We start from the raw sequence: 21,020 nt of genomic DNA, 5'->3' as shown, positions 1-21,020 counted from the left end.
CTTTACTCCACTTGCGCGACGGCGGCGATGAGCCGCGCGATCGCCTCGGTCAGCACCTCTTCACTGGTCGCGGTCGAGATGCGGAAATAGGGTGACAGTCCATAGGCGACACCGGGCACCGACGCCACCCGCTATCGATTCGGAGGGCTTCACCACCGACAGGCGCGAGGCAACATGGCTCATCGGTCGTTCTCCGTGATGTAACCCTTAGACCGGTCATTGGCCCGCGCGGCCGCGCCGCGCCTGGCCGGATCGCCAAAGCCGCCGCCGCCCGGCAGTTCCAGGATCAGCCGTCGCCCGGCCGGCACATGCTGCCAGCCCTTGGGGCGCATTTTCGTGCCGTCGTCGAGCTTGACGACGCCGGCGACGCCAGGCTTGCCGCCTTCGCGGCCGTGCGCCGGATGATTGACGCGGTCGAACATCGCCGAGAAGTCGAACTCATGGCCGTCGGTGGCGGCGATCTCGATGATCTGTCCCAGGCCGCCGCGGAACTCGCCGTCGCCGCCGGAATCCGGGCGCAGTTCCTTTCGCCAGATGACGATCGGCCCGGTATGCTCGGTCGCCTCGATCGGCATCGTGTGCACGCCGGACGGGAAGGCCGTCGCCGACAGCCCGTCGAGCTCGGGACGGGCTCCCATGCCGCCGGAGTTGAACATCAGCACTTCGGCGCGACGGCCGGATGCGCCGGCGACCGGGCGCGCCGAGATGTGGATGTTCCAAAGGGCGCCGGCGCCTTCCGCAAGGATCTTGCCGGGCAGGGCTTGAGAGATCGCGCCGAGCACGAGGTCCGGAACCAGGTGGCCGAAGATGTGCCTCAGCGCCACCGGCGCCGGCCGCACCGCGTTGAGGATGTTGACCGGAGAGGACACCGTGAAGAAGGCGAGCGAGGCGGCATTGTTCGGAATATCCGGGGCGACCACGCATTTCAGTGCGTAGCAGGCATAGGCCTTGCTGTAGATGATCGGGCAGTTGATGCCCCAGCGGCTCATCGGATCGGTGCCGGTGAAGTCGACCTCGACATGGTCGTCGCGGACCGAGACCGTTGCCGCAAGCCTTACCGGCGCGTCATAGCCATCGGTCACCAGCTCGTTCGGCCAGCTTCCCTTGGGCAGCGCCTCGATGCGTTCGAGCATGGCGTCCCGGGTGCGCGAGAAGATGAAGTCGCCGAGCCCGTCCAGCGAGGCAAAGCCGATCTCGTTCATCATGTCGACGAGGCGGCGATGGCCGACCTCGTTGCAGGATGCGAGCGAGTAGAAATCGCCGACGACCTGGTTCGGCTCGCGGACATTGGCGCGCAGGATGCGGACAAGGTCGAGATTGACCTTGCCCTTTTCCGCGAACTTCATGATCGGGATCTGGATGCCTTCCTCATAGACCGACTTGCCGTCGGCCCCGAAGCCGCGCCCGCCGACATCGACGACATGCGCCGTGCAGGCGAAGAACGCGACGAGCTCCCCGTTCAGGAAGGACGGCGAGACCATGGTGATGTCGTGCAGGTGACCGGTGCCGAGCCACGGATCGTTGGTGAGATAGGTGTCGCCCTCGAACATCTGCTCGCGCGGGATTGCGTCCATGAAGTGCAGCACGGCCTCGGCCATGGTGTTGACGTGGCCTGGCGTGCCGGTCACCGCCTGCGCCAGCATCTGGCCGCGCGGATCGAACACGCCGGCCGACAGGTCGCCGGCTTCCCGCACCGAGGTCGAGAAGGCGGTGCGCAGCAAGGTCAGCGCCTGCTCCTCGACCACCGAGATCAACCGGTTCCACATGACCTGCATGCGAATTTCGCTGATGTCGCTCATGCTTGGCTGCCTTTGCGGATCAGAAGGATGGCGCCGTCGCTCTGCATGACGGCATCGAAGCTGGTGGTGACGACGGTCGATGTCTCGCGCTCGACGATGACGGCGGGCCCCGCGACGCGGTCGCCGGTGCAAAGCATGTCGCGCTCGATGATGCCATAGGTTCGCGAGGCGCCGCTGACAGGGTCAAAGACCTCGCGCGTCGTTGTCGGCTCGCTTGTCTTCTTGCCCTTGGTCAGCTCGTGCCTCGCAACGGCGGGTCGAATATCGGTCGCCTTGACCGACCAGGTGACGATCTCGATCTCTAGCCCTTCCAAACCTTCGATGGCGCGGCCGAAGAAGCGTTGATAGCTGGTCTCGAAGAGGTCCTTGAGCTTGCTAACGGCATCCTCGCCGAACGGCTCGTCCGCCAGCGGCACAGGGATTTCCCAGCCCTGGCCGGCATAGCGCATGAAGGCGGTGATCTCGCAGACGATCCTGCCGCTTGCGCCTGTGCGTACAAATCCCTCGGCGGAGGCTTTGAGGTCGGCGAGCAGGGCATTGACTTCGGCCGGCTCAAAGCGCGATAGGCGTGTCAGCTTGGACGCTAGCGCCTCGTAGCCGAACGGCGCTTTCAGGAAGCCGATCGCGGAACCCACGCCGGCGCCGCGCGGAACGATGCAATGCTCAATGCCGAGCTTTTCGCAGAGCCTTGCCGCGTGCAGCGGTGCCGCGCCGCCAAAGGCGATCATCAGATTGTCGGAAATGTTCTTGCCGTTCTCGACGGCGTGGACGCGGGCGGCGTTCGCCATGTTCTCGTCCACCACCTCGCAGATGCCGAAGGCGGTCGACATGGCGTTGAGCGACAGGCGCTCGCCGATGTCGCGCATGATCGCCTGTTCGGACGCGGCCGCATCGAGCTTGATCGCGCCGCCGGCGAACTTGTCGGGGTCGAGCTTGCCGAGCACGAGATCGGCGTCGGTGATTGCCGGGCGTTTGCCGCCGCGGCCATAGCAGGCCGGGCCGGGTTCCGAGCCGGCGCTTTCCGGTCCGGTCTGTATGCGGCCCATGGCATCGACCCAGGCGATGGAGCCGCCGCCGGCGCCGATCTCGATCATCTCGATTACCGGGATGGAGATCGGCATGCCCGAGCCTTTCGAGAAGCGATAGGTGCGCGCCACCTCGAAGGTCCGCGCCGTGCGCGGCACAAAATCCTCGATGAGGCAGATTTTCGCGGTGGTGCCGCCCATGTCGTAGGCGACGACCTTTTCCAGGCCGAAGCGACGGGCGATGTCGGCGGCGAAGATGGCGCCACCCGCCGGGCCGGACTCGACCAGCCGTACCGGGAATTCCGAAGCGGTCTCCACCGAGATCAGGCCACCGCCCGAATGGATCATGAAGACCGGGCACTCGGCGCCCATGTCCTTCAAGCGTGTCTGCAGGCGCGCAAGATAATCGGCCATCTGCGGCCGCACATAGGCGTTGGCTGAAACGGTGTTGAAGCGCTCGAACTCGCGCATCTGCGGCGAGACTTCGGCGCTGATCGAAATCGGGATTCTGAGCTTGCGACCGAGGATTCCGCGGGCACGACGCTCGTGGGTGGGATTGGCGTAGGCATGGATGAAACCAATCGCGACCGAGCCGAAATTGTTGGCCGCGATATTGTCGGCAATCTCCTCTAGGGCAGCTTCGTCGAGCGGCTGCAGTTCTTGGCCCTCGGCGCCAATGCGGCCCTTGACGGTAAAACGGTCCTCGCGCGGGATCAGCGGCGTCGGCAGTTGCAGGTTGAGATCATATTGCTCGAAGCGGTTTTCCGTCCGCATCTCGATCACATCGCGAAAGCCCTCGGTCGTGATCAGAGCGGTTTTCGCCCCGCGCCGCTCGATCAGCGCGTTGGTGGCAAGCGTCGTGCCGTGGATGATGATGCCGATCTCCGCCGCCGAAATGCCGGCATCGCGGATGACTGCGTCGATGCCGTCGAGGATCGCCTGCTCGGGCGCGGCATAATTGGTCAGCACCTTGGTCGAGAACAGCGTTCCTCTGACATCGAGCGCGATGTCGGTGAAGGTGCCGCCGATGTCCGCGCCGAGGCGGATGTCGTCTGATCTGGAGGTCATGCCTTGGCCTTCAGGGGAGAGAATGCTGCGTAGCGCACTTAGCGGCAAGCGAACTGGACTTGCGTTTCGGCTTATACCTGCATTCCAGCGGGCCGATGCGAAATCAAGAAATGCGGCTCAATCGAAAGTTTCTCTTTATTATCTCCCGCGCCAGAACGCTTGTCTCGAAGTCGCTTCTCAGTCGGAGAACGGGGTCGGTTTCGGCAGGGAAATCTTGAGGTCGCTTCGCCAGTCTTGCTGAGCCAGCCATCGATGAAGCGCAGCCACCGCCTTGACGCGCAGATGCCCGCGCGGGACCACAAGGTGGAAGCCAGGGACTTCCTCCGGCCGCATATCGGCAATGGCGTCGCGGCCGATCGGCGCGACCAGGGCGCCGGAGCGGACGTCCTCGTCGGCGTCGATCACGGAGACCAGACCCACACCGATGCCTTGCAGGGTCGCACGGCGCATCGTAGCCGCGTCGTCGAAGCTGACGCTGCGGTCGCTGTCGGTCAGCGCCACGCCCAGGTGCCGCAATATGTCTGGCCACAGTCGCTTCGACTTGACTGTGTCGAGCAACGTGAACTTCGTCAGGTCCTGCGCCGATTTGATCTTCTCGCCGATCGCCGGCGTGCAGCAGATGATCTTCGGGTCCGGCACCAGGAGCGTCACATCGTAGTCCGCCCAGTTGCCGTAGCCCCACTGCACTGTCATGTCGATGTCGTCGCGGCCGAAGTCGGGCAGGTCGACCATTGTCGTCAGGCGCAGGTCGGCGCCCGGCAGTATCTCGCGGAACAGCGACAGCCTTGGCAGCAGATAATGCGTGGCGAAGTACGGACTGGCGTTGAGGTTGATCCGGTCCCGGTAGTTCGACTTGGTGACGCGGCGAACGCCTTCGGAAAATTCGTCGAAGCCGGCTTTGACGTAATGCGAAAGAAGGATCGCCGATTCGGTCAGTTCGATCGAGCGGCCCTTGCGCTCGAACAGCGTCACCTGCAGCGTGTCTTCCAACAGCTTGATCTGCTGGCCCACGGCCTGCGGCGTGACCAGAAGCTCGTCGGCCGCCTGCCTAAAGCTCTTGTGCTGCGCGACGGCGTGGAAGACGCGAAGCGCATTGAGCGAAGGAAGGCGAAGCTTGCCGCTCATCGTAAGTCCGCCTCCTTCCGTTCGAGACCCGTTGATGATGCACCGCCGAACCTCAACAGCCGCTGGCTGCCGAAGTGATTCTAGGCATAGATATAACCACCTGAAACAATAACGTTTTCGCCGGTCATATAGGTGTTCTTCGGGCCGCCGGTCATCAGCACCCATTCGGCAATCTCGCTCGGCTCGGCGCCGCGCCCGAGCGGGCTTGCCTTGGCCAGTTCTTCCAGGAAGCCGAGGGCCTTTGCCTTCTCCGTGGCCATGCCGGCCGGCGCGACGGAGTTCACCAGGATGCCGTCCCTGGCGACGTGATGCGCGAGGGATCGGGTCAGGCTGACGACGGCTGCCTTGGTCGCCGCGTAATGGGCGTTCTGGGGATGCGCCTTGAAGGCGTCCACTGAGGTTAGATTGACGATGCGGCCGCGCACATGATCCTTTGGCTCCTGCGCCTGCATGTGGCGAACGGCCGCCACCATCATGTGGTAGGTGCCCTTGATGTTGATGCCGTTGGAGGCGTCCCAATCGGCGTCGGTGATTTCGAGGAGCGGGCGGCGCGGATAGATGGCGGCACAATTGATCAGCGTGTCGATGCGCCCGAGCTTGACCACGATGGCCTCGAAAGCGGCATGGCATTGGGAGCCAACCTGGATGTCGCAAGTCGCGGCGGCGACCGGCAGGCCCTTGGCCTTCGCCGGTTCGAGCGCGCTCTCCGCCGCTTGCTGGTTGATGTCGATGATGCCGATCTTTGCCGCCCCGGCCTCGACAGCCATCCTGGCCAGGAGGGCGCCAAGGCCGGCGCCGCCGCCAACGATCAGAACGGAAAGATCCTTCAATCCACTATCCCTTACTTGGTGCCGCTCGGCGAGGTCGGCCATGTCGGCATGATGTCGAAACGGGTGACGTCGGCCCATGCCGGCAGCGCGAGCACGGCGACGACCATTCTGGCCACGTCATCGGGCTGCACCACCTTGCTGGCGTACATGGCGGCGCGCGCCTTGGCGTCGAGGATGTCCTGGTAGAGCTGCGTCTCGACGCGGCCGGCGACGATCTCGGTGACGCGTATGCCGGAGGGGGAGAGGTCGGCGCGCAGCGCGCCGGCAAAGCCGGAGATCGCCGCCTTGGTGGCTGCGTAGACGGCGATGTTGGAAAATGCCGCGTGGCCCGCGACGGAGCCGGTGAACAGGATATGGCCCGACTGCCGCTCGCGCATCTGCGGCACGACGAGGCGGGTAAGCAGGATCGCGGCGCTGAGGTTCACCTCCAGCGTTGCGTCGATGTCGGCGATCTTCATGTCGGCGAAATTGCCGAGCGGCGGCATGATGCCGGCATTGTTGATCAGCACATCGATGGTGATATCCGCCAGCACCGATTCCAGCGCCTCGCGGTCGGTGACGTCGACGGCAATCGGCACGATACCCGGACGCTCGGCCTGCAACTCCCTGAGCGCGGCCTGGCTGCGGCCAACGGCATAAACGTTGTAGCCGGCGTCGCTCAGCGCGATCGCCATCGCCCGTCCTATGCCGCTCGTTGCCCCGGTGATGAAGGCTGTCGTCACTTGGGCTTCCTCATTTGCGGCTTCCCATTTGCCTGGATTTCAGTGTGCGGCGCGGGCCAGCGCCGCGAAACCAAGAAAACCAGCAAAAAGAAAAGATAAACTTTCGAAAGCTGCTGTGGCGTTTGCATCGTCCCACACCACCTGCGCCATTTTCAAGGGCGTAAAGCAAAGAAATACAATGCTTTCGGCGAGCAGGAGAGAAGCTTCTGCCGGCTGATCAAACCAAAACATAGCTTTCGCAATCGCGTGGTGGACCCGCCGGTAGCGGCCTTTGATCTGGCGAAGGCGAGGTCGCGCGGCCTTAGGTCCGCTCAGGCCGCGTAACGTGCCATTGCGGGCTGCCTCGACCACTGGGCGTACCAGGTGTCGAACAGCTTGAGCTGTGCTTCAGCAAAGCCGCGCTGGCTGTCGCTCAGCGCATCCGTCGGGTTGAAATGCAGCCTGTATTCGGGGTTACCCTTCAGCACCATCATGTGCTTGAAATAGAGCACCAGGTCGGGGCCCTCGTCGAAGGAGGACAGGACCGCGAACGCGGCGTCCAGTTCCTGCGCAAGCCGGCGGGCTTCGGCATCGCCCTTCGCCGCGGCCTGGCTGAGGCTTGCCAGGTGCAGAACTTCCTTGGGCAGCACGTTGCCGATGCCGGTGATCGCGCCGGAGGCTCCGCAATTGACGAAGCCGTGAAAGACGGCGGTGTCGACGCCGATCATCAGCGCGACCTCTTCGTCGCGGCTGGTGATGTTTTCCGCCGCGTAGCGCAGATCCGACGGGCCGCCGAACTCCTTGAAGCCGACAAGGTTCGGATGTTCGGCGCGCAGCGCGAAGAAGAGGTCGGCGCGCGTGGCGAAGCCGTAATAGGGGCTGTTGTAGATAACAGCGGGCAGGTCGGGGGCGGCGGCAAGGATTGCCTTGAAGTGGTGGCGCTGTGCGGTGACCGACGGACCGCGTGACAAGACGCGTGGGATCACCATCAGGCCTCGCGCGCCGACCTTCTGGGCATGCGCCGCATGCGCCACGGCGCTGGCCGTGTTGACGGCGCCGGTGCCGACGATCACCGGCACGCCGGCCTTCACCAGGCGCTCGACGCCTTGCATGCGCTGCTCGTCGCTCAGCAGCGGCCAGTCGCCCATGGAGCCGCAATAGACCACCGCAGACATGCCGGCCGCGATCAATTCGCGCCCCTTGCGCACCAGGGCGTCGAAGTCGGGAAGCCGGTCATTGGTGCAGGGTGTCATCAGCGCCGGCATGCAGCCGGAAAAAACGTTGGCGGTCATCTGGGATTCTCCTTGAGGCTGGCACGCAGATTGATCAGTTTGTCCCGAAGCAGCACCGCTTGCCAAGCCGATATTGGCGGCAGACAGGGAGAAAAGAACAATGCGTACCAGGACCAGCATCCGCGTCGTCGGCTGCCATGCCGAGGGTGAGATCGGCGACGTCATCGTCGGCGGCGTGCTGCCGCCGGCAGGCCGCACGATGATGGAAAAGATGATCGCGATGGAGCGCGACCACGATCACATCAGGCGCATGCTGATCTGCGAGCCGCGCGGCAGCGTCGCCAGGCATGTCAATCTCCTGGTGCCCTCGACGCGCGAGGATTGCGCCGCCGGGGCCATCATCATGGAGCCTACGGAGTACCCGCCGATGTCGGGCTCCAACACGATCTGCATCGCCACCGTGCTGCTCGAGACTGGAATGGTGCCGACGCAGGAGCCGGAGACGCGCTTCAAGCTGGATATGCCAGGCGGCGTCATCGAGGTTCGCGCCGAATGCCGCGACGGCAAATGCCTGTCGATCACCTTTCGCAACGCACCCGCCTTCGCCGAACGCCTCGACGCGAATATCGAGGTCGAGGGGCTGGGAACTCTGAAGGTCGATATCGCCTATGGCGGGATGTTCTATGCAATTGTCGACGCGGCCGCGCTCGGCTTCTCGGTCACGCCCAACGAGGCCCGGGAAATTGCTGTGGCCGGCGAGAAGGTCCGCCGCGCCGCGCGCGAACAACTCGATGTCGTGCATCCTGAATTCGACAACGTACGCGGCGTGTCGATCGTGCAGTTCGCCATGCCATTCCAGGGACCAGGCAAGGTCACGCGCAACACCTGCATCGTCTCGCCCGGCCGTTCCGACCGCAGCCCGACGGGGACCGGCACCTCGGCCCGCATGGCCGTGCTGCAGGCGCGCGGCCTGATGCGCGTCGGCGACGTCCTGATCCATGAATCGATCATCGGCTCGCGCTTCACCGGCAGAATTGTGGACCTGACCGAAATTGCCGGACGCAAGGCGATCGTTCCCGAGATCACCGGCCGAGCCTGGATCACGGGCGAGCACAACTACTATCTCGATCCGACGGATCCCTATCCCCAAGGCTATGTGCTGTCGGACACCTGGGGCACCTCGACCTCGGTGAAGCAATAGAATTTCTTGCAACGGGTCGCCTTGGAGCACTCGGGTACCCGGAACCTTTTTGTTCAAACGCAGGGGCATCGCGCTTGCATATGCTCGGCGGACCTTGCAGGGAGGCGCCCGCTCTGATTCCCTGCACTTGGTGGGGATCACCTGATTCGTGTGCTCGTTGCTTCGGTTTCGCATCGCTGTGTGGCGGAGCAGCAGGCGCTTTCGTAGAAAGATGAAGAAATGACCGCCAAGCCGGAAATCCTGGAGATGAGACCCAAGATCACCGTTGTGGGGGTCGGCGGCGCTGGCGGCAACGCCGTCAACAACATGATCGCCGAAGGCTTGCAGGGCGTCGAGTTCGTCGTCGCCAACACCGACGCTCAGGCGCTCACCATGTCGAAGTCGTCCCGGCTGATCCAATTGGGCGCGCATGTGACGGAGGGTCTGGGCGCCGGATCGCTGCCCCAGGTCGGAAGTGCGGCCGCGGAGGAATCCATCGATGAGATCATGGATCATCTGGCGGGAACGCATATGTGTTTCATCACCGCCGGCATGGGAGGCGGCACCGGGACTGGTGCGGCGCCCGTGATTGCGCGGGCCGCGCGCGATGCCGGAATTTTGACGGTGGCCGTCGTCACCAAGCCTTTCGTCTTCGAAGGCAAGCGCAGGACCCAGGCCGCCGAGGAAGGAATAGAACGCCTGCGCGAGAGCGCCGACACCGTGATCGTCATCCCGAACCAGAACCTTTTCAGGGTCGCCGATGCCAAGACCACTTTCGCCGACGCCTTCGCCATGGCCGATCGAGTCCTCTATGCCGGTGTCGGCTGCATCACGGACCTTATCGTCAAGGAGGGCCTGATCAATCTCGATTTCGCGGACGTGAAGTCGGTGATGCGGGACATGGGCCCGGCAATGATGGGAACCGGCGAGGCCTCGGGGGAAGGACGTGCAAGGACGGCGGCCGAGGCGGCGATCGCCAATCCGCTGCTCGACGAAGCGTCCATGACGGGCGCCAGGGGGCTGCTTGTGTCGATCAGCGGCGGCATGGACATGACGCTGTTCGAGGTCGATGAGGCCGCGACAAGGATACGCGAAGAAGTCGACGCCGATGCCGACATTATCGTCGGCGCCATCTTCGACCAGGCATTGGCGGGCAAGTTCCGCGTGTCGGTCGTCGCGACGGGACTGCGCAAGAGCGCGAGCGTGATGCAGTTCGAGCAGAGGATCGCCTAAACCACCGCGATCCTCGACCGCGCCGATGGCGCGGCGCAATCGGCTGATGCCAGCTTCCGACGGCGAACAAATCCTTGGCAGCCAGATTCGACGGCTAGCGCACTTACGCGCGCGCCTCTTCGTCGCTAACTTTCATGCCGTGGGCATATAATCGCGGCTGACGGGGAGAGGCTCACATGAGATGCTTCGTCTATAACGCCCAGCCGGCACGCGTTGTCTTCGGATCGGGCACGATCGCAAGGTTGCCGGAAGAGATCGACCGTCTGGGGCTGAAACGCGTGCTCGTGCTGGCCACGCCGCCGCGGGAGGCCGATGCCCGGCGCCATGCCGAGTCCCTCGGCGACAGGGCAGCCGGCGTCTATGCCGGGGCGACGATGCATACGCCGGTGTCGGTGACCGAGGACGCGCTGCGGGTCGTGGCGGAACTCAAGGCCGACGGGCTGGTCGCCGTTGGCGGCGGTTCCACGACCGGCCTTGCCAAGGCGATCGCGTTGCGCACCGACCTGCCGCAGATCGTCATGCCGACGACCTATGCCGGCTCGGAAATGACGCCGATCCTCGGCGAGACGAAGGATGGCGTGAAGGTCACCCAATCGAGCCCGAGGGTGCTGCCGGAGGTGGTGATCTACGACGTTGACCTGACGATGACGCTACCCGCCTCCTTGTCGGGAACAAGCGGCATGAACGCCATCGCCCATGCGGTCGAGGCGCTTTATGCCAGGGAAAGCAACCCGGTGGTAAATATGATGGCGACCGAAGCCATCGGCGCATTGGTGAGCGCCCTGCCGGTCATTGCCGGGAACCCGCATGACCGCGACGCGCGCTCCGAGGCGCTTTACGGCGCCTGGCTCTGCGGCATCTGCCTCGGCTCGGTCGGCATGGCGCTGCACCACAAGCTTTGCCACACGCTCGGCGGCAGTTTCGACCTGCCGCATGCGGACACCCATACGATCGTGCTGCCGCATGCGCTGGCCTACAACGCCCCCGCTGTTCCGAGCGCCATGGAAACCCTGCGGGCCGTGCTGAAGACGGATGATCCTGCCATGGCCCTCTATAATCTTGCGGGCCGGATCGGCGCAAAACGGGCTCTGTCCGAAATCGGCATGCCGCCAGACGGTATCGACATCGCGACCGACCGTGCGCTGGCCAATCCCTACTGGAACCCGCGGGCGTTGGAGCGGGAACCGATCCGGGCCCTTATCGCGCGTGCCTATGCCGGCGAGCCGCCGCGGGCCTGAGACCTCGGGGCAAACTGCACAGCGTATCAGAAAAACGAAATTGTCCGCCGACGCTCCAGCCGTAATTGTCCGAACCAGGCGAACGGCTCGGTGTCTTGGGAGGATTCCGGAGCGGCTGGTCGCTGAGGAAGGCGCTGACCATCGGCTGCCTGGGAGGAGGAAAATGCCTGGTTCGGGCAAATCGGACGACAGGCGCCTTGGCTTCAAGGCGTCGCAGGAAGTCGTCGTCGTCGCGATCTCGGTCATGCTGTTCGTCGTCTTCTCGGTGACGCTCAACAATTTCCTGAGCCAGGGCAACATAATCGCCATCCTCAAGAACGTGTCGATCCTCGGCACGCTTGCCGTCGGCATGGGCTTGATCGTCGTCGGCCGCGGCATCGACCTCACCATGGTGGCGGTGATGGTCGTCGGCGTCGCCTTCAGCATCTGGATTTCCAGCTGGGGCATCGATTTCACGCTTGCCGTGATCTGCGGCGCCATCCTGGTCGCGGTCATCGGCCTGTTCACCGGCGTCATGGTGGCGATCGCGGAAGTGCCGCCGATCTTCGCCACTTTGGCCATCGCCTCCTCGGTCTACGGCTCGGGTCGCATCGTCTTTGCCTCGGACGTGCTCTATGCCCCGCCGGACATCGCCTGGCTGAAATTCGTCGGCAATGGCAGCGTGCTCGGCATACCGGTGTCCGTCGTCATCTTCGGAGCGGTGGCCGCTCTGATGGGCCTGTTCCTGAGGAAGACACGCTTCGGCCGGCTGGTCTATGCGACCGGCGACAATCCGAACGCGGCGCGCACCACCGGGCTGCCGACGCGACCGATCATCGTGACGCAATATGTCATCAGCGCGCTTATCGCGTTCACCGCCGGCATCATCATGACGGGTCTCGTCACCGGCATCGACACCCGCCTTTACAATTCGAGCCTGATCTATGACGTGCTGCTGGTGGTCGTGCTGGGCGGCATCGGCCTGTCGGGCGGGCAGGGCGGCGTGCGCAACGTGATCGCCGGCACGATCCTGGTTGGCATCCTGACCAACGGCATGACGATCCTTAACTTCAGCTACACCAGCCAGAACCTGATCAAGAGCGTGATCCTGCTCGGCGCCCTTGCCATCGACGCCATCATCAATCCGCGCGACGAGCAGACCTCGCAGAGCGGCGACATCTGAAACAAGAACTCGAACCATCAAATCAGGGAGGAAACCTATGAAGATATTCAAGAAATGCCTGTTGGCGGGCATGGCAGCGCTCGCGCTGCTAGGCGTCGCGCAGGTCGCAAGTGCCCAGGAAACCGATCAGGTGGGACGAGCCGCCTATCTCGACGGCGTCAAGGGCAAGAAGGTCATCTTCGTGCCGATCTCGCAGGGCATGGACCTCAACCAGGCCTGGGTGATGGTGTGGCAGCGCCACGCCGCCCGCTACGGCTTCACCCTTGAGGTGCGCGATCCGAACGGCGACACCAATGCCGGCATCCGCGCCATGCAGGGTGCCATCGCCGAGAAGCCCGACCTGATCATCGTGCAGAACCCGGACGTGCAGACCTATGCGCGCCTCTTGAAGCAGGCGCAGGCCGCAGGCATCAAGGTGCTGCAGGTCAACATGCAGTCGGCGACCCAGACCGATAGCTATGTCGGCAATGACTGGATCGAGATGGGCCGCCTGGAAATGGGCGAGTTGGCCAAGCATTGCACCGGGCCGAACGCCGTTTCGCACAAGGTGGTGTGGCTCGCCGGCGTCCAGACGGGCGCCGCCAACATCTATATGCGCACCGGCATCGACGAGGTGCTGAAGGCCAATCCAGAGCTGCAGCTCGTCTCCGACCAGCCGGCCGACTACATCAGCGAAAAGGCCCGCCAGATCACCGAGACGGTGCTGCAGCAGCATCCCGATCTCTGCGGCATCATGGGCATCTGGGACAATGCCGAAGTAGGCGCGGGCGCGGCGGTGGCGGCTGCAGGCAAGCAGGATCAGGTCACCATCGTCACCAACGGCGCTGGCGCTGCCACCGGCTGCGAGAGCATCAAGAACGGGCTGCTCGACGTGATCTTCAACTTCAACGCGCCGATCCAGGGCGAGATCGCCGCCCAACAGATCTCCGAGCTTTTGCAGCACCCTGACCGCAAGGCCGGCAGCGAGAAGACCATCTTCTTCGGCCCGATCACCCGCGTCGACAAGACCAACGCGACCGGCCGGAACTGCTGGAAGCCCGAAGACATCAAGTAAACGGACTTTCCGATGAGCATGGCCGAAAGCCTTGTGCGCTGGCGCTACCGTCTGCTCCCCGACCACGTGGTCGGGGAGATCCTGACCAAGAAATGGATCGACAGCGTCATCCCCTTCACGGCGCTGGTGATCCTGTGTGCGATCTTCGGCGCGATCGTGCCGGGCTTCTTCGACATGACGACACTGACCAATCTCAGCGGCCAGACCGCCGAGCTCGGCCTTGTCGTGCTCGGCATGACCATCGTGATGGTGTCCGGCGGCATCGATCTCTCGGTCGGCTCGACCTTCGCGCTCGCCGTGCTGGTCACGCTCTACGGCATGAATGTCGAGCAGTGGAGTTTTGGGACCGGCCTGCTGGCCTGCCTCGGCCTCGGCGTCGTCTGTGGCGCCATCAATGGCTTTCTCGTTGGCTTCCTGCGCATGCGGGCGTTCCTGACCACGCTGGTCACGCTCATCATCTACCGATCCACCTTCGACATCGTCTTCCCGCATGTCTCGACAGCGATCGTCACCAGTGGCCCGGATTCGCCGACCTATGATTTTCTGGGCTTCGGCACGGTCTGGGGCGTTCCGACGTCCTTCGCGGTGTTCGTGATCATTGCGATCGTGATCCACCTGGTGCTGTCGCGAGCCCGCTATGGCTGGCGGTTGTTCGCGGTCGGCGGCGCGCGCCGTTCCGCCTACAATGCCGGCATCAATGTGCGCTTCACCCTGTTCAGCGCCTACGTGCTCTGCTCGGTTCTGGTGGCGCTCTCCGGCTTCTTCTTCTCCGCCCGCATCGGAAGTGCTGCGTCCGATATCGGCACCGGCCTCGAGCTGCAGGTGCTGACCGCGACCGTGCTCGGGGGCATCTCGCTCGGCGGCGGACGCGGTTCGGTCGCCAAAGCTTTGATGGGAACGATCTTCGTGCTCGTCCTGTCGAACAGCCTGCTTGCGCTCGCCGTGCCTGGCCCGGTCAACTACCTGATCCTCGGCCTCGTCCTGCTGCTCTCGGTCATGCTCGACGTGCGCTGGGTGAAGAACCGCCACAAGATCCTGCGCAGCGTCTATATCTCGCCGACCTTCGCCAAGATGCCGCAGGCGATCTCAACCGCGCCCGGCGCGCCAATGTCGGTGAACGACCGACTGAAGGATGTCGGCGTCATCGGCCTCGGCTTCCTCGACGGCGCCGAGGACGTCATCTTCGACCGGCAGGACCGGCTCTATACCGGCAGCCGCCAGGGCGACATATTGCGCTTCCAGCCGCCGCACTACACCGACAGCGAAGTGTTCGCCCACATCGGCGGCTCGCCGCTCGGCATGGCGTTCGACCGCGACGATAACCTAGTCATCTGCGTCGCCGGCATGGGCCTCTACCAGGTCTCGCCGACAGGCGAGGTGAAGCTGCTCACCGCCGAGACCAACCGCTCGCTGACATCGGTGGTCGACGACTCGACCATGAAGCTTGCCGACGACTGTGACATCCTTCCCGATGGCCGCATCGTGTTTTCCGAGGCCACTGTCCGTTTCGAGATGCACGACTGGTACGCGGACGCGCTGGAGAGCCGCGGCAACGGGCGCATCATCGTCCACGATCCCAAATCCGGTTCGACCCGCACGCTCTTGTCGAACCTTGTCTTCCCCAATGGCATCTGCACCGCCTTCGACGGCCAGTCGGTGCTGTTCGCGGAGAGCTGGGCCTGCCGCATCAGCCGTTACTATTTCGACGGGCCGAAGAAGGGCAGGATCGAGCGGGTCATCGAGGGATTGCCCGGCTATCCCGACAACATCAACCGCGCCTCCGACGGAACCTACTGGCTGGCGCTGATGGGCATGCGCACGCCGGCGCTCGACCTGTCGCTGGAAATGCCCGGCTTCCGCCGCCGCATGGCGCGGCGCGTGTCGGAGGATGCCTGGCTGATGCCCAACCTCAACACCGGCTGCGTGCTGCGCTTCGACGAGAAGGGCCAAATCCTCGAGAGCCTTTGGGACCAGGCCGGAGAGAAGCATCCGATGATCACCTCGATGCGCGAGCACAAGGGCATCCTGTATCTCTGCGGCATCTTCAACAACCGCATGGGGACGCTGCCGCTGAAGAGGGCCGACCCCAACTGGTTCAGCTCGGATTCCTACTGGGGCAAAAAGCCATGAGCGCCGTGAGTCGGCTTTTCGATCGCTTCCTTGGCCGTGGCGACTGGGCGGTGACCGTTCCGACGCTCGACGGGCCCTTGCTGCCCAACCAGGACCTTGAGGAGGCGGGGCTCTTCGCAGGCCTTGCTGAGGCGGACAATCTGGTGCGGACCGAAAAGGGCATGCTGGCGAGTAGCGCGAACCTGCTGATGCGGTTCGATGCCGACGGCAAGCCCGAGGTTCTGCAGGAGTCCCCAGGCGAGATCACCGCGCTCGCCCATGCCCGTGGCATGACCGCTCTGGCCATTGACGGCAAGGGCGTCATCATCCGCGGCGGCCTGCATGACGGGCGCGAGGCGACGGGCGACGAGGCCCGCAGGCTGTCCTGCGTCACTGCTCTCACCTTCCTCGACAGCAATACCTTGCTGGTGGCCAACGGCTCGGCCTCGCTGCCGGCGAGCGCCTGGCGCCGCGATCTGATGCAGAAAAACGCTTCCGGTTCGGTCTGGCGCCTCGACTTGAAAAGCGGCCGGCTGGAGCTGATCCGCGACGGGCTCGCCTGGCCCGCCGGCATCGCCACGACCGGGTCAAACCGCGTCTACGTCACTGAGGCCTGGCGCCATCGCGTGCTGGCCATCGACCTTGCCAGCAAAGCGACAGTGCCGGTGCTGGAACATCTGCCGGCCTATCCGGCGCGTATCGCACCCGCTTTCAACGCCGGCTACTGGCTGACCTTCTATTCGGTGCGCAACCAGCTGGTGGAGTTCATCCTGCGCGAGGAGACCTACCGCAAGCGCATGCTGGCCGAAATACCGGAAGCCTACTGGATGGCGCCGTCGCTCGGCTCATGGCGCGACTACCGCGAGCCGATGCAGGGCAGCCAGCTCAAGCAGATGAACGTGCTGAAGCCCTACGCGGTCACCAGGTCCTACGGGCTGGTGGTCCATTGCGACCACAACATGAAACCGCTGTCGAGCTTCCATTCGCGCGCCGACGGCACCGTGCATGGCACGATCAGCGCCTGCGAGGCTGACGACGACCTGCTCGTCGCCTCGCGCGGCGGGTCGAGGATCGTGCGCGTGGCCAGGGCCGCCAGCGGCAAGCGGGGTTAAGCGATGTCGGATAACATCATCGAGCTCAAGGACGCGACCAAGGCGTTCTCGCGCATCCCGGCTTTCAAGAACGTCAATTTCGACCTGCGCAAGGGCGAGATTCATGCGCTGCTCGGCGAAAACGGCGCCGGCAAATCGACGCTGACCAAGGTCATGGCCGGCGTTTTCAAGCTGACCGAAGGCAAGCTGTTCTTCGACGGCAAGGAGGTGTCCTTCGCGACCCCCGCCGAAGCGCTGCGCGCCGGCATTGCCATGGTGTTCCAGGAGACCAACCTGGTGCCGGCCATGACGGTAGCGCAGAACCTCTATCTCGGCGAAGAGAAGATGTTCAACCGGCTGCGCGGCCTCTACATCCAAGCGCGCCAGTTCCTCGCCGGCATGGGTTTCCAGGTCGACCCCACCGCGCAGGTGAGCACGCTGGGCGCCGCGCACAAGCAGATGGTGGAGATCGCGCGCGCCGTCCACCACAAGGCGCGCGTCATCATCTTCGACGAGCCGACCGCGACACTGACGCCGGAAGAGAAGCGCCATTTCTTCAACCTCCTGCAGCGGCTGGTGAAGGAAGGCATCGCCATCATCTTCATCACCCATGCGCTCGAAGAGGCGCTCGCCGTCGCCGACCGCATTACCGTCATGCGCGACGGCGAGATCGTGGCATCGGGCGAGGCCAAGGGCTTCACCCGCGCCTCGATCGTGCAGGCGATGGTCGGCCGCACGCTCACCGAAACGCTGCATGGCGAGGTCAAGCGCACCGCGCGCCCCTATGGCGACAAGGTGCTCTCGGTCGAGAACCTCTCCTGCGCCGGTCTGGTGCGCAACTCGTCCTTCTCCGTTTTTTCGGGCCAGGTCACCGGCATGTTCGGATTGGTCGGCGCCGGCCGCACCGAGATGGCCAAGGTCGTCGCCGGGCTGTTGAAGCGCAATATCTTCCATGGCGGCGAAATCCGCCTGCTCGGCAAGTCGGTGCGCTATCGCGTGCCGCGGCCGGCGGTGCGCGACGGCATCGTCTATGTGACGGAGGACCGCAAGTTCGACGGGTTCTTCGAGACGATGACGGCCGGCGAGAACCTGCAGATCGGCGAACTGACCGATAAATCCAACCCGGTCTCGATCGTGTCCCTGGCACGCGCCAGGGAGCTCGCCAAGCAATGGGGCGAGAGGCTCAGGCTGAAGCAGATCAGCGAGCGCGCCCGGATGATCGAGCTTTCCGGCGGCAACCAGCAAAAGGTCGTGATCGCCAAATCGCTGATCCAACAGCCCAAGCTGGTGATCTTCGACGAGCCGACGCGCGGCGTCGACGTCGGCGCCATCGTCGAGATCCACCAACTCATCAGCGATCTTGCCGATCAAGGCATGGCAGTCGTCGTCATCTCGTCCTATCTGCCGGAAATCCTTGCGGTTTCCGACCGCATACTGGTCGTGAAGCGCGGCCGCGTGGTCGAGGAGATGATGCTGTCGGACGCAACCGAAGAACGTGTCATGTTCGCCGCGGTCCATTGAACAGCAGCAGATTTGCTGGCTAACGCCCGGAACGGCCCTATTGCCTTGCAAACGCTTCCGCGTCTGAATAGGTCAGGAGGCCAGATCACCTGCCCGAGCGGACATGTCCAGCATCAACCTCAAACTTCTGCAGACGTTCCTGCTTGCTGCTGAAAACGGCAGCTTCCGGCGCGCGGCCGAAGAAAGCAACCGCTCGCCGTCGGCCGTCTCCATGCAGATACGTGACCTCGAGGAACAGATCGGCATCTCGCTCTTCATCCGCACGGCACAGCGCGCCAGCCTGACGCCGGAAGGCCAGGTTCTGTTCGAGGAGATCGCCAATGCGATGTCGCAGGTGCAGACCAGTCTCGACCGGCTGATCGAGATCGCCGCGCGACGCAAGGGCAAGGTGCAGATCGCCTGCGCCCCGACGCTGGCGGCGAGCCGGCTGGGCGACATATTGGCGACGTTCAAATTGCGCTATCCGCGCTCGATCGTCGAGGTCATCGAGACGCCGCCGCAGGCGGCGCTTGCGCTGTTGCAGCAGCAGGAGGTCGAGTTCTATCTCGGCCCGGAACTGCCGAACCTCAACGATTTCGAATTCGAGTCGATCCTGGACGATCCGCTGATGGCCTGCATCCCGACGGAGATCTATGGCGGCGAGAAGAAGCTCAATCTGTCCGACCTCAAGCGCTTCCCGCTGATCCTGCTCAACCGAAAGACGGCGGTGCGCGGCCTTCTCGACCGGCTGACGGCCGCGGAAGGCATCGAACTCAAGCCGCAATATGAAGTCGAAAGCGCGCAGACGGCGGTGGCGCTGGTGTCGTCGGGGCTGGGCGTCTGCGTGGTACCGGGCATCGCCATCTCACGCAATGACGAACGCATGCGGGTGGTGCCGATCGACCATCGCGACGCCCACCGCTCCGTCGGCATCATCACCGCGCGCGGCTATGTGCACCACTCCTTCTCCGAACAGCTGATGAACCTGATCCGTACCAATCTGCGCGAGTTGGCGCACTGAGCACGGGGCTTTAAGGATTAGTGCAGAAAGCCACTGGTAACGCCATTTGCAGGCCGGCCTCACCTGAATATCAATCCGTCTGGATCCAGACCGCCTTCGTCTCCAGATATTCATGCAGGTGCTCGACGCCGCCCTCGCGGCCGTAGCCGGACATCTTCATGCCGCCGAAGGGAACGGCTGGGTCGATGGCATGATACATGTTGACCCAGACCGAGCCGGCCTTGACGCGGCGCGCGAGCTTGTGCGCGGTGCCGAGATTGGTGGTGAAGATGCCGGCCGCCAGGCCGTAGGGCGTCGCGTTGGCACGCGCGACGGCCTCGTCCAGCGTGTCAAAAGGCATCGCCGAAATGACTGGACCGAAGATCTCTTCCCGAGCGATCGTCATCTTGTCCGAGACCGCGCCGAAGACAGTTGGGGCGATGAAGTTGCCGCCGTCATAGAGCTCGCCCGTCAGCCTTGAGCCGCCGGCGACCAGCCTGGCGCCTTCGTCGCTGCCGGCCTTGATGTAGCCTTCGACCTTGCCGGCCTGCCTGGCGTTGATCAGCGGGCCGATCTCGGTCTCCGCCTCGATGCCGTGGCCGATGCGCAGCTTGCCGGCGAACTCGGCGACCCGGCGCACGAACTCGTCATGGATCTCGCGCGCCACGAAGAGCCGCGAGCCTGCAATGCAGATCTGGCCCGAATGCACGAACACCGCCATCGCCGCGACCGGCACGGCCTTTTCAATGTCGGCGTCGCTGCAGACGATGATCGGCGACTTGCCGCCGAGCTCCAGCGAGACGCGCTTGAGGTTGGTCACGCCAGCCCGGGCAATCGCCTGGCCGGTCAGCGTCGAGCCGGTGAAGACGATCTTGTTGACGTCAGGGTGCTCGGCGAGCCGCGCTCCGGCCTCGGCGCCGGTCCCGGTGACAATGTTGACAACACCGTCGGGCACGCCGGCTTCCTGCATCAGCTTCGCGATCAGGAGCGGCGTCAGCGATGCGTCCTCCGAAGGCTTCAGCACGATGGTGCAGCCGGTGGCGAGAGCCGGCGCGATCTTCCAGACCGAGGCGGCGGTGGGCGCATTCCAGGGAATGATCGCGCCGACGACGCCGACCGGCTCGCGCCGGGTGAAGGTGACGATCTCGCCGGGGATCGAATTGTCGATCGCTTCGCCATGCAGCGCTGTCGCCATGCCGCCATAGAATCGCAGCATGCCGATGACCCGGCGCCGGTTGGCCAGCGTGCGGGTGATCGGCAGTCCCATGTCGAGCGTGTCTGACACGCTGAGCTCTTCCCAATGTTTCTCGAAGAGGTCGGCGATCCGCAGCAGCACGCATTGCCGCTCGTAGGGCGAGAACTTGGACCAGGGCCCCTCGAACGCGCCCCGCGCGGCGGCCACCGCCGCGTCGATATCCGCGGCTCCGCCGCGCGGCACCGTCGCCAGCACCTCGCCCGTCGCCGGGTTCAGCGCCTGCATGACCTCGCCGGACTGCGCCGCGGCCCACTTGCCGCCTATGAACATCGGCCGGAATTCGCCGTGGTAGAGCGTCGTGGCCTTCGCCCTCGGGTCGAAGTTCAGCGTCATCGTCTCCTCCTCACGAATTCCGAGGCGACTATTACTCCCGCTTCGGGCGACCTCAAACAAGGAAAGCTAAAAGGGCGTTCAGATA

General features: G+C 64.3%; 17 protein-coding genes and 1 pseudogene. 9 read left to right on the top strand and 9 right to left on the bottom strand.

The features are described from left to right. Positions 1–2: 2 nt before the first annotated feature. The 8 genes and pseudogenes from P9272_RS07860 to P9272_RS07825 form a co-directional block, all read right to left on the bottom strand. Positions 3–128, bottom strand: a pseudogene (locus P9272_RS07860) (pyridoxal phosphate-dependent aminotransferase); the annotation flags it as partial. Positions 129–179: 51 nt separating this feature from the next. Continuing rightward, positions 180–1,799, bottom strand: a complete 1,620-nt coding sequence (locus P9272_RS07855) for a hydantoinase B/oxoprolinase family protein (RefSeq protein WP_278160072.1) — start codon at positions 1,797–1,799, stop codon at positions 180–182. Further along, a complete protein-coding gene (locus tag P9272_RS07850; RefSeq protein WP_278160071.1) occupies positions 1,796–3,892 on the bottom strand; it encodes a hydantoinase/oxoprolinase family protein in 2,097 nt (698 codons plus the stop codon). The genes P9272_RS07855 and P9272_RS07850 overlap by 4 nt, the downstream gene beginning before the upstream one ends. Positions 3,893–4,069: 177 nt before the next feature. After that, positions 4,070–5,017, bottom strand: a complete 948-nt coding sequence (locus P9272_RS07845; protein WP_278160070.1) for a LysR substrate-binding domain-containing protein — start codon at positions 5,015–5,017, stop codon at positions 4,070–4,072. 80 nt (positions 5,018–5,097) lie between these two features. Continuing rightward, the gene (locus P9272_RS07840; RefSeq protein WP_278160069.1) at positions 5,098–5,847 is read right to left on the bottom strand and encodes an SDR family oxidoreductase; all 750 of its coding nucleotides are present in this window, start codon (positions 5,845–5,847) and stop codon (positions 5,098–5,100) included. Between the two features lie 11 nt (positions 5,848–5,858). Further along, positions 5,859–6,569, bottom strand: a complete 711-nt coding sequence (locus P9272_RS07835) for an SDR family oxidoreductase (protein WP_278160068.1) — start codon at positions 6,567–6,569, stop codon at positions 5,859–5,861. Between the two features lie 39 nt (positions 6,570–6,608). After that, the gene (locus tag P9272_RS07830; RefSeq protein WP_278160067.1) at positions 6,609–6,920 is read right to left on the bottom strand and encodes a hypothetical protein; all 312 of its coding nucleotides are present in this window, start codon (positions 6,918–6,920) and stop codon (positions 6,609–6,611) included. Then, on the bottom strand, positions 6,881–7,840 hold the full coding sequence (locus tag P9272_RS07825; protein ID WP_278160066.1) for a dihydrodipicolinate synthase family protein: 960 nt from the start codon (positions 7,838–7,840) through the stop codon (positions 6,881–6,883). Before P9272_RS07825 ends, P9272_RS07830 begins: the two co-directional genes overlap by 40 nt. A gap of 100 nt (positions 7,841–7,940) precedes the next feature. Between P9272_RS07825 and P9272_RS07820 the strand changes: the two genes are divergently transcribed. The 9 genes from P9272_RS07820 (at position 7,941) to P9272_RS07780 (ending at position 19,368) form a co-directional block, all read left to right on the top strand. Beyond that, on the top strand, positions 7,941–8,981 hold the full coding sequence (locus P9272_RS07820; RefSeq protein WP_278160065.1) for a proline racemase family protein: 1,041 nt from the start codon (positions 7,941–7,943) through the stop codon (positions 8,979–8,981). Between the two features lie 219 nt (positions 8,982–9,200). Then, positions 9,201–10,193 carry a cell division protein FtsZ gene (gene ftsZ, locus P9272_RS07815; protein ID WP_112126948.1) on the top strand — a complete coding sequence of 331 codons (993 nt, stop codon included), beginning with the start codon at positions 9,201–9,203 and terminating at the stop codon, positions 10,191–10,193. Between the two features lie 176 nt (positions 10,194–10,369). Next, on the top strand, positions 10,370–11,431 hold the full coding sequence (locus P9272_RS07810) for a maleylacetate reductase (RefSeq protein WP_278160064.1): 1,062 nt from the start codon (positions 10,370–10,372) through the stop codon (positions 11,429–11,431). 163 nt (positions 11,432–11,594) lie between these two features. After that, positions 11,595–12,593, top strand: coding sequence for an ABC transporter permease (locus P9272_RS07805; RefSeq protein WP_278160063.1), 999 nt, complete (start codon positions 11,595–11,597; stop codon positions 12,591–12,593). Between the two features lie 37 nt (positions 12,594–12,630). Then, positions 12,631–13,647, top strand: coding sequence for a sugar ABC transporter substrate-binding protein (locus P9272_RS07800; protein ID WP_042647520.1), 1,017 nt, complete (start codon positions 12,631–12,633; stop codon positions 13,645–13,647). Between the two features lie 12 nt (positions 13,648–13,659). Further along, positions 13,660–15,777: an SMP-30/gluconolactonase/LRE family protein gene (locus tag P9272_RS07795; RefSeq protein WP_278160062.1), complete on the top strand. Its 2,118-nt coding sequence runs from the start codon at positions 13,660–13,662 to the stop codon at positions 15,775–15,777. Further along, positions 15,774–16,868 carry a strictosidine synthase gene (locus P9272_RS07790; RefSeq protein ID WP_278160061.1) on the top strand — a complete coding sequence of 365 codons (1,095 nt, stop codon included), beginning with the start codon at positions 15,774–15,776 and terminating at the stop codon, positions 16,866–16,868. The genes P9272_RS07795 and P9272_RS07790 overlap by 4 nt, the downstream gene beginning before the upstream one ends. Before the next feature lie 3 nt (positions 16,869–16,871). Continuing rightward, positions 16,872–18,368, top strand: coding sequence for a sugar ABC transporter ATP-binding protein (locus tag P9272_RS07785; protein WP_128256519.1), 1,497 nt, complete (start codon positions 16,872–16,874; stop codon positions 18,366–18,368). A 103-nt stretch (positions 18,369–18,471) separates the two neighbouring features. Next, on the top strand, positions 18,472–19,368 hold the full coding sequence (locus P9272_RS07780; RefSeq protein WP_128256518.1) for a LysR family transcriptional regulator: 897 nt from the start codon (positions 18,472–18,474) through the stop codon (positions 19,366–19,368). Between the two features lie 70 nt (positions 19,369–19,438). Here the strand turns inward: P9272_RS07780 and P9272_RS07775 are convergent, their stop codons facing one another. Then, entirely contained in the window at positions 19,439–20,935 is a 1,497-nt protein-coding gene (locus P9272_RS07775; protein WP_278160060.1) for an aldehyde dehydrogenase family protein, read from the bottom strand. Positions 20,936–21,020: the final 85 nt, after the last annotated feature.

Origin of the sequence: Mesorhizobium sp. WSM4976 (genome assembly GCF_029625685.1) — a bacterium.
In the GTDB taxonomy this organism is placed as follows: domain Bacteria; phylum Pseudomonadota; class Alphaproteobacteria; order Rhizobiales; family Rhizobiaceae; genus Mesorhizobium.
Note: the sequence above shows the minus strand (reverse complement) of the source record. Positions and strands in the feature narration are given on the sequence as shown.

Excerpts from the sequence above, each read along its gene's own strand:
- P9272_RS07780 (WP_128256518.1), top strand. The coding sequence starts at position 18,472 with ATGTCCAGCATCAACCTCAAACTTCTGCAGACGTTCCTGCTTGCTGCT.
- P9272_RS07795 (WP_278160062.1), top strand. The coding sequence starts at position 13,660 with ATGAGCATGGCCGAAAGCCTTGTGCGCTGGCGCTACCGTCTGCTCCCC.
- P9272_RS07790 (WP_278160061.1), top strand. The coding sequence starts at position 15,774 with ATGAGCGCCGTGAGTCGGCTTTTCGATCGCTTCCTTGGCCGTGGCGAC.
- ftsZ (WP_112126948.1), top strand. The coding sequence starts at position 9,201 with ATGACCGCCAAGCCGGAAATCCTGGAGATGAGACCCAAGATCACCGTT.
- P9272_RS07850 (WP_278160071.1), bottom strand. The coding sequence starts at position 3,892 with ATGACCTCCAGATCAGACGACATCCGCCTCGGCGCGGACATCGGCGGC.
- P9272_RS07805 (WP_278160063.1), top strand. The coding sequence starts at position 11,595 with ATGCCTGGTTCGGGCAAATCGGACGACAGGCGCCTTGGCTTCAAGGCG.
- P9272_RS07820 (WP_278160065.1), top strand. The coding sequence starts at position 7,941 with ATGCGTACCAGGACCAGCATCCGCGTCGTCGGCTGCCATGCCGAGGGT.
- P9272_RS07825 (WP_278160066.1), bottom strand. The coding sequence starts at position 7,840 with ATGACCGCCAACGTTTTTTCCGGCTGCATGCCGGCGCTGATGACACCC.
- P9272_RS07855 (WP_278160072.1), bottom strand. The coding sequence starts at position 1,799 with ATGAGCGACATCAGCGAAATTCGCATGCAGGTCATGTGGAACCGGTTG.
- P9272_RS07845 (WP_278160070.1), bottom strand. The coding sequence starts at position 5,017 with ATGAGCGGCAAGCTTCGCCTTCCTTCGCTCAATGCGCTTCGCGTCTTC.
- P9272_RS07775 (WP_278160060.1), bottom strand. The coding sequence starts at position 20,935 with ATGACGCTGAACTTCGACCCGAGGGCGAAGGCCACGACGCTCTACCAC.
- P9272_RS07785 (WP_128256519.1), top strand. The coding sequence starts at position 16,872 with ATGTCGGATAACATCATCGAGCTCAAGGACGCGACCAAGGCGTTCTCG.
- P9272_RS07800 (WP_042647520.1), top strand. The coding sequence starts at position 12,631 with ATGAAGATATTCAAGAAATGCCTGTTGGCGGGCATGGCAGCGCTCGCG.
- P9272_RS07810 (WP_278160064.1), top strand. The coding sequence starts at position 10,370 with ATGAGATGCTTCGTCTATAACGCCCAGCCGGCACGCGTTGTCTTCGGA.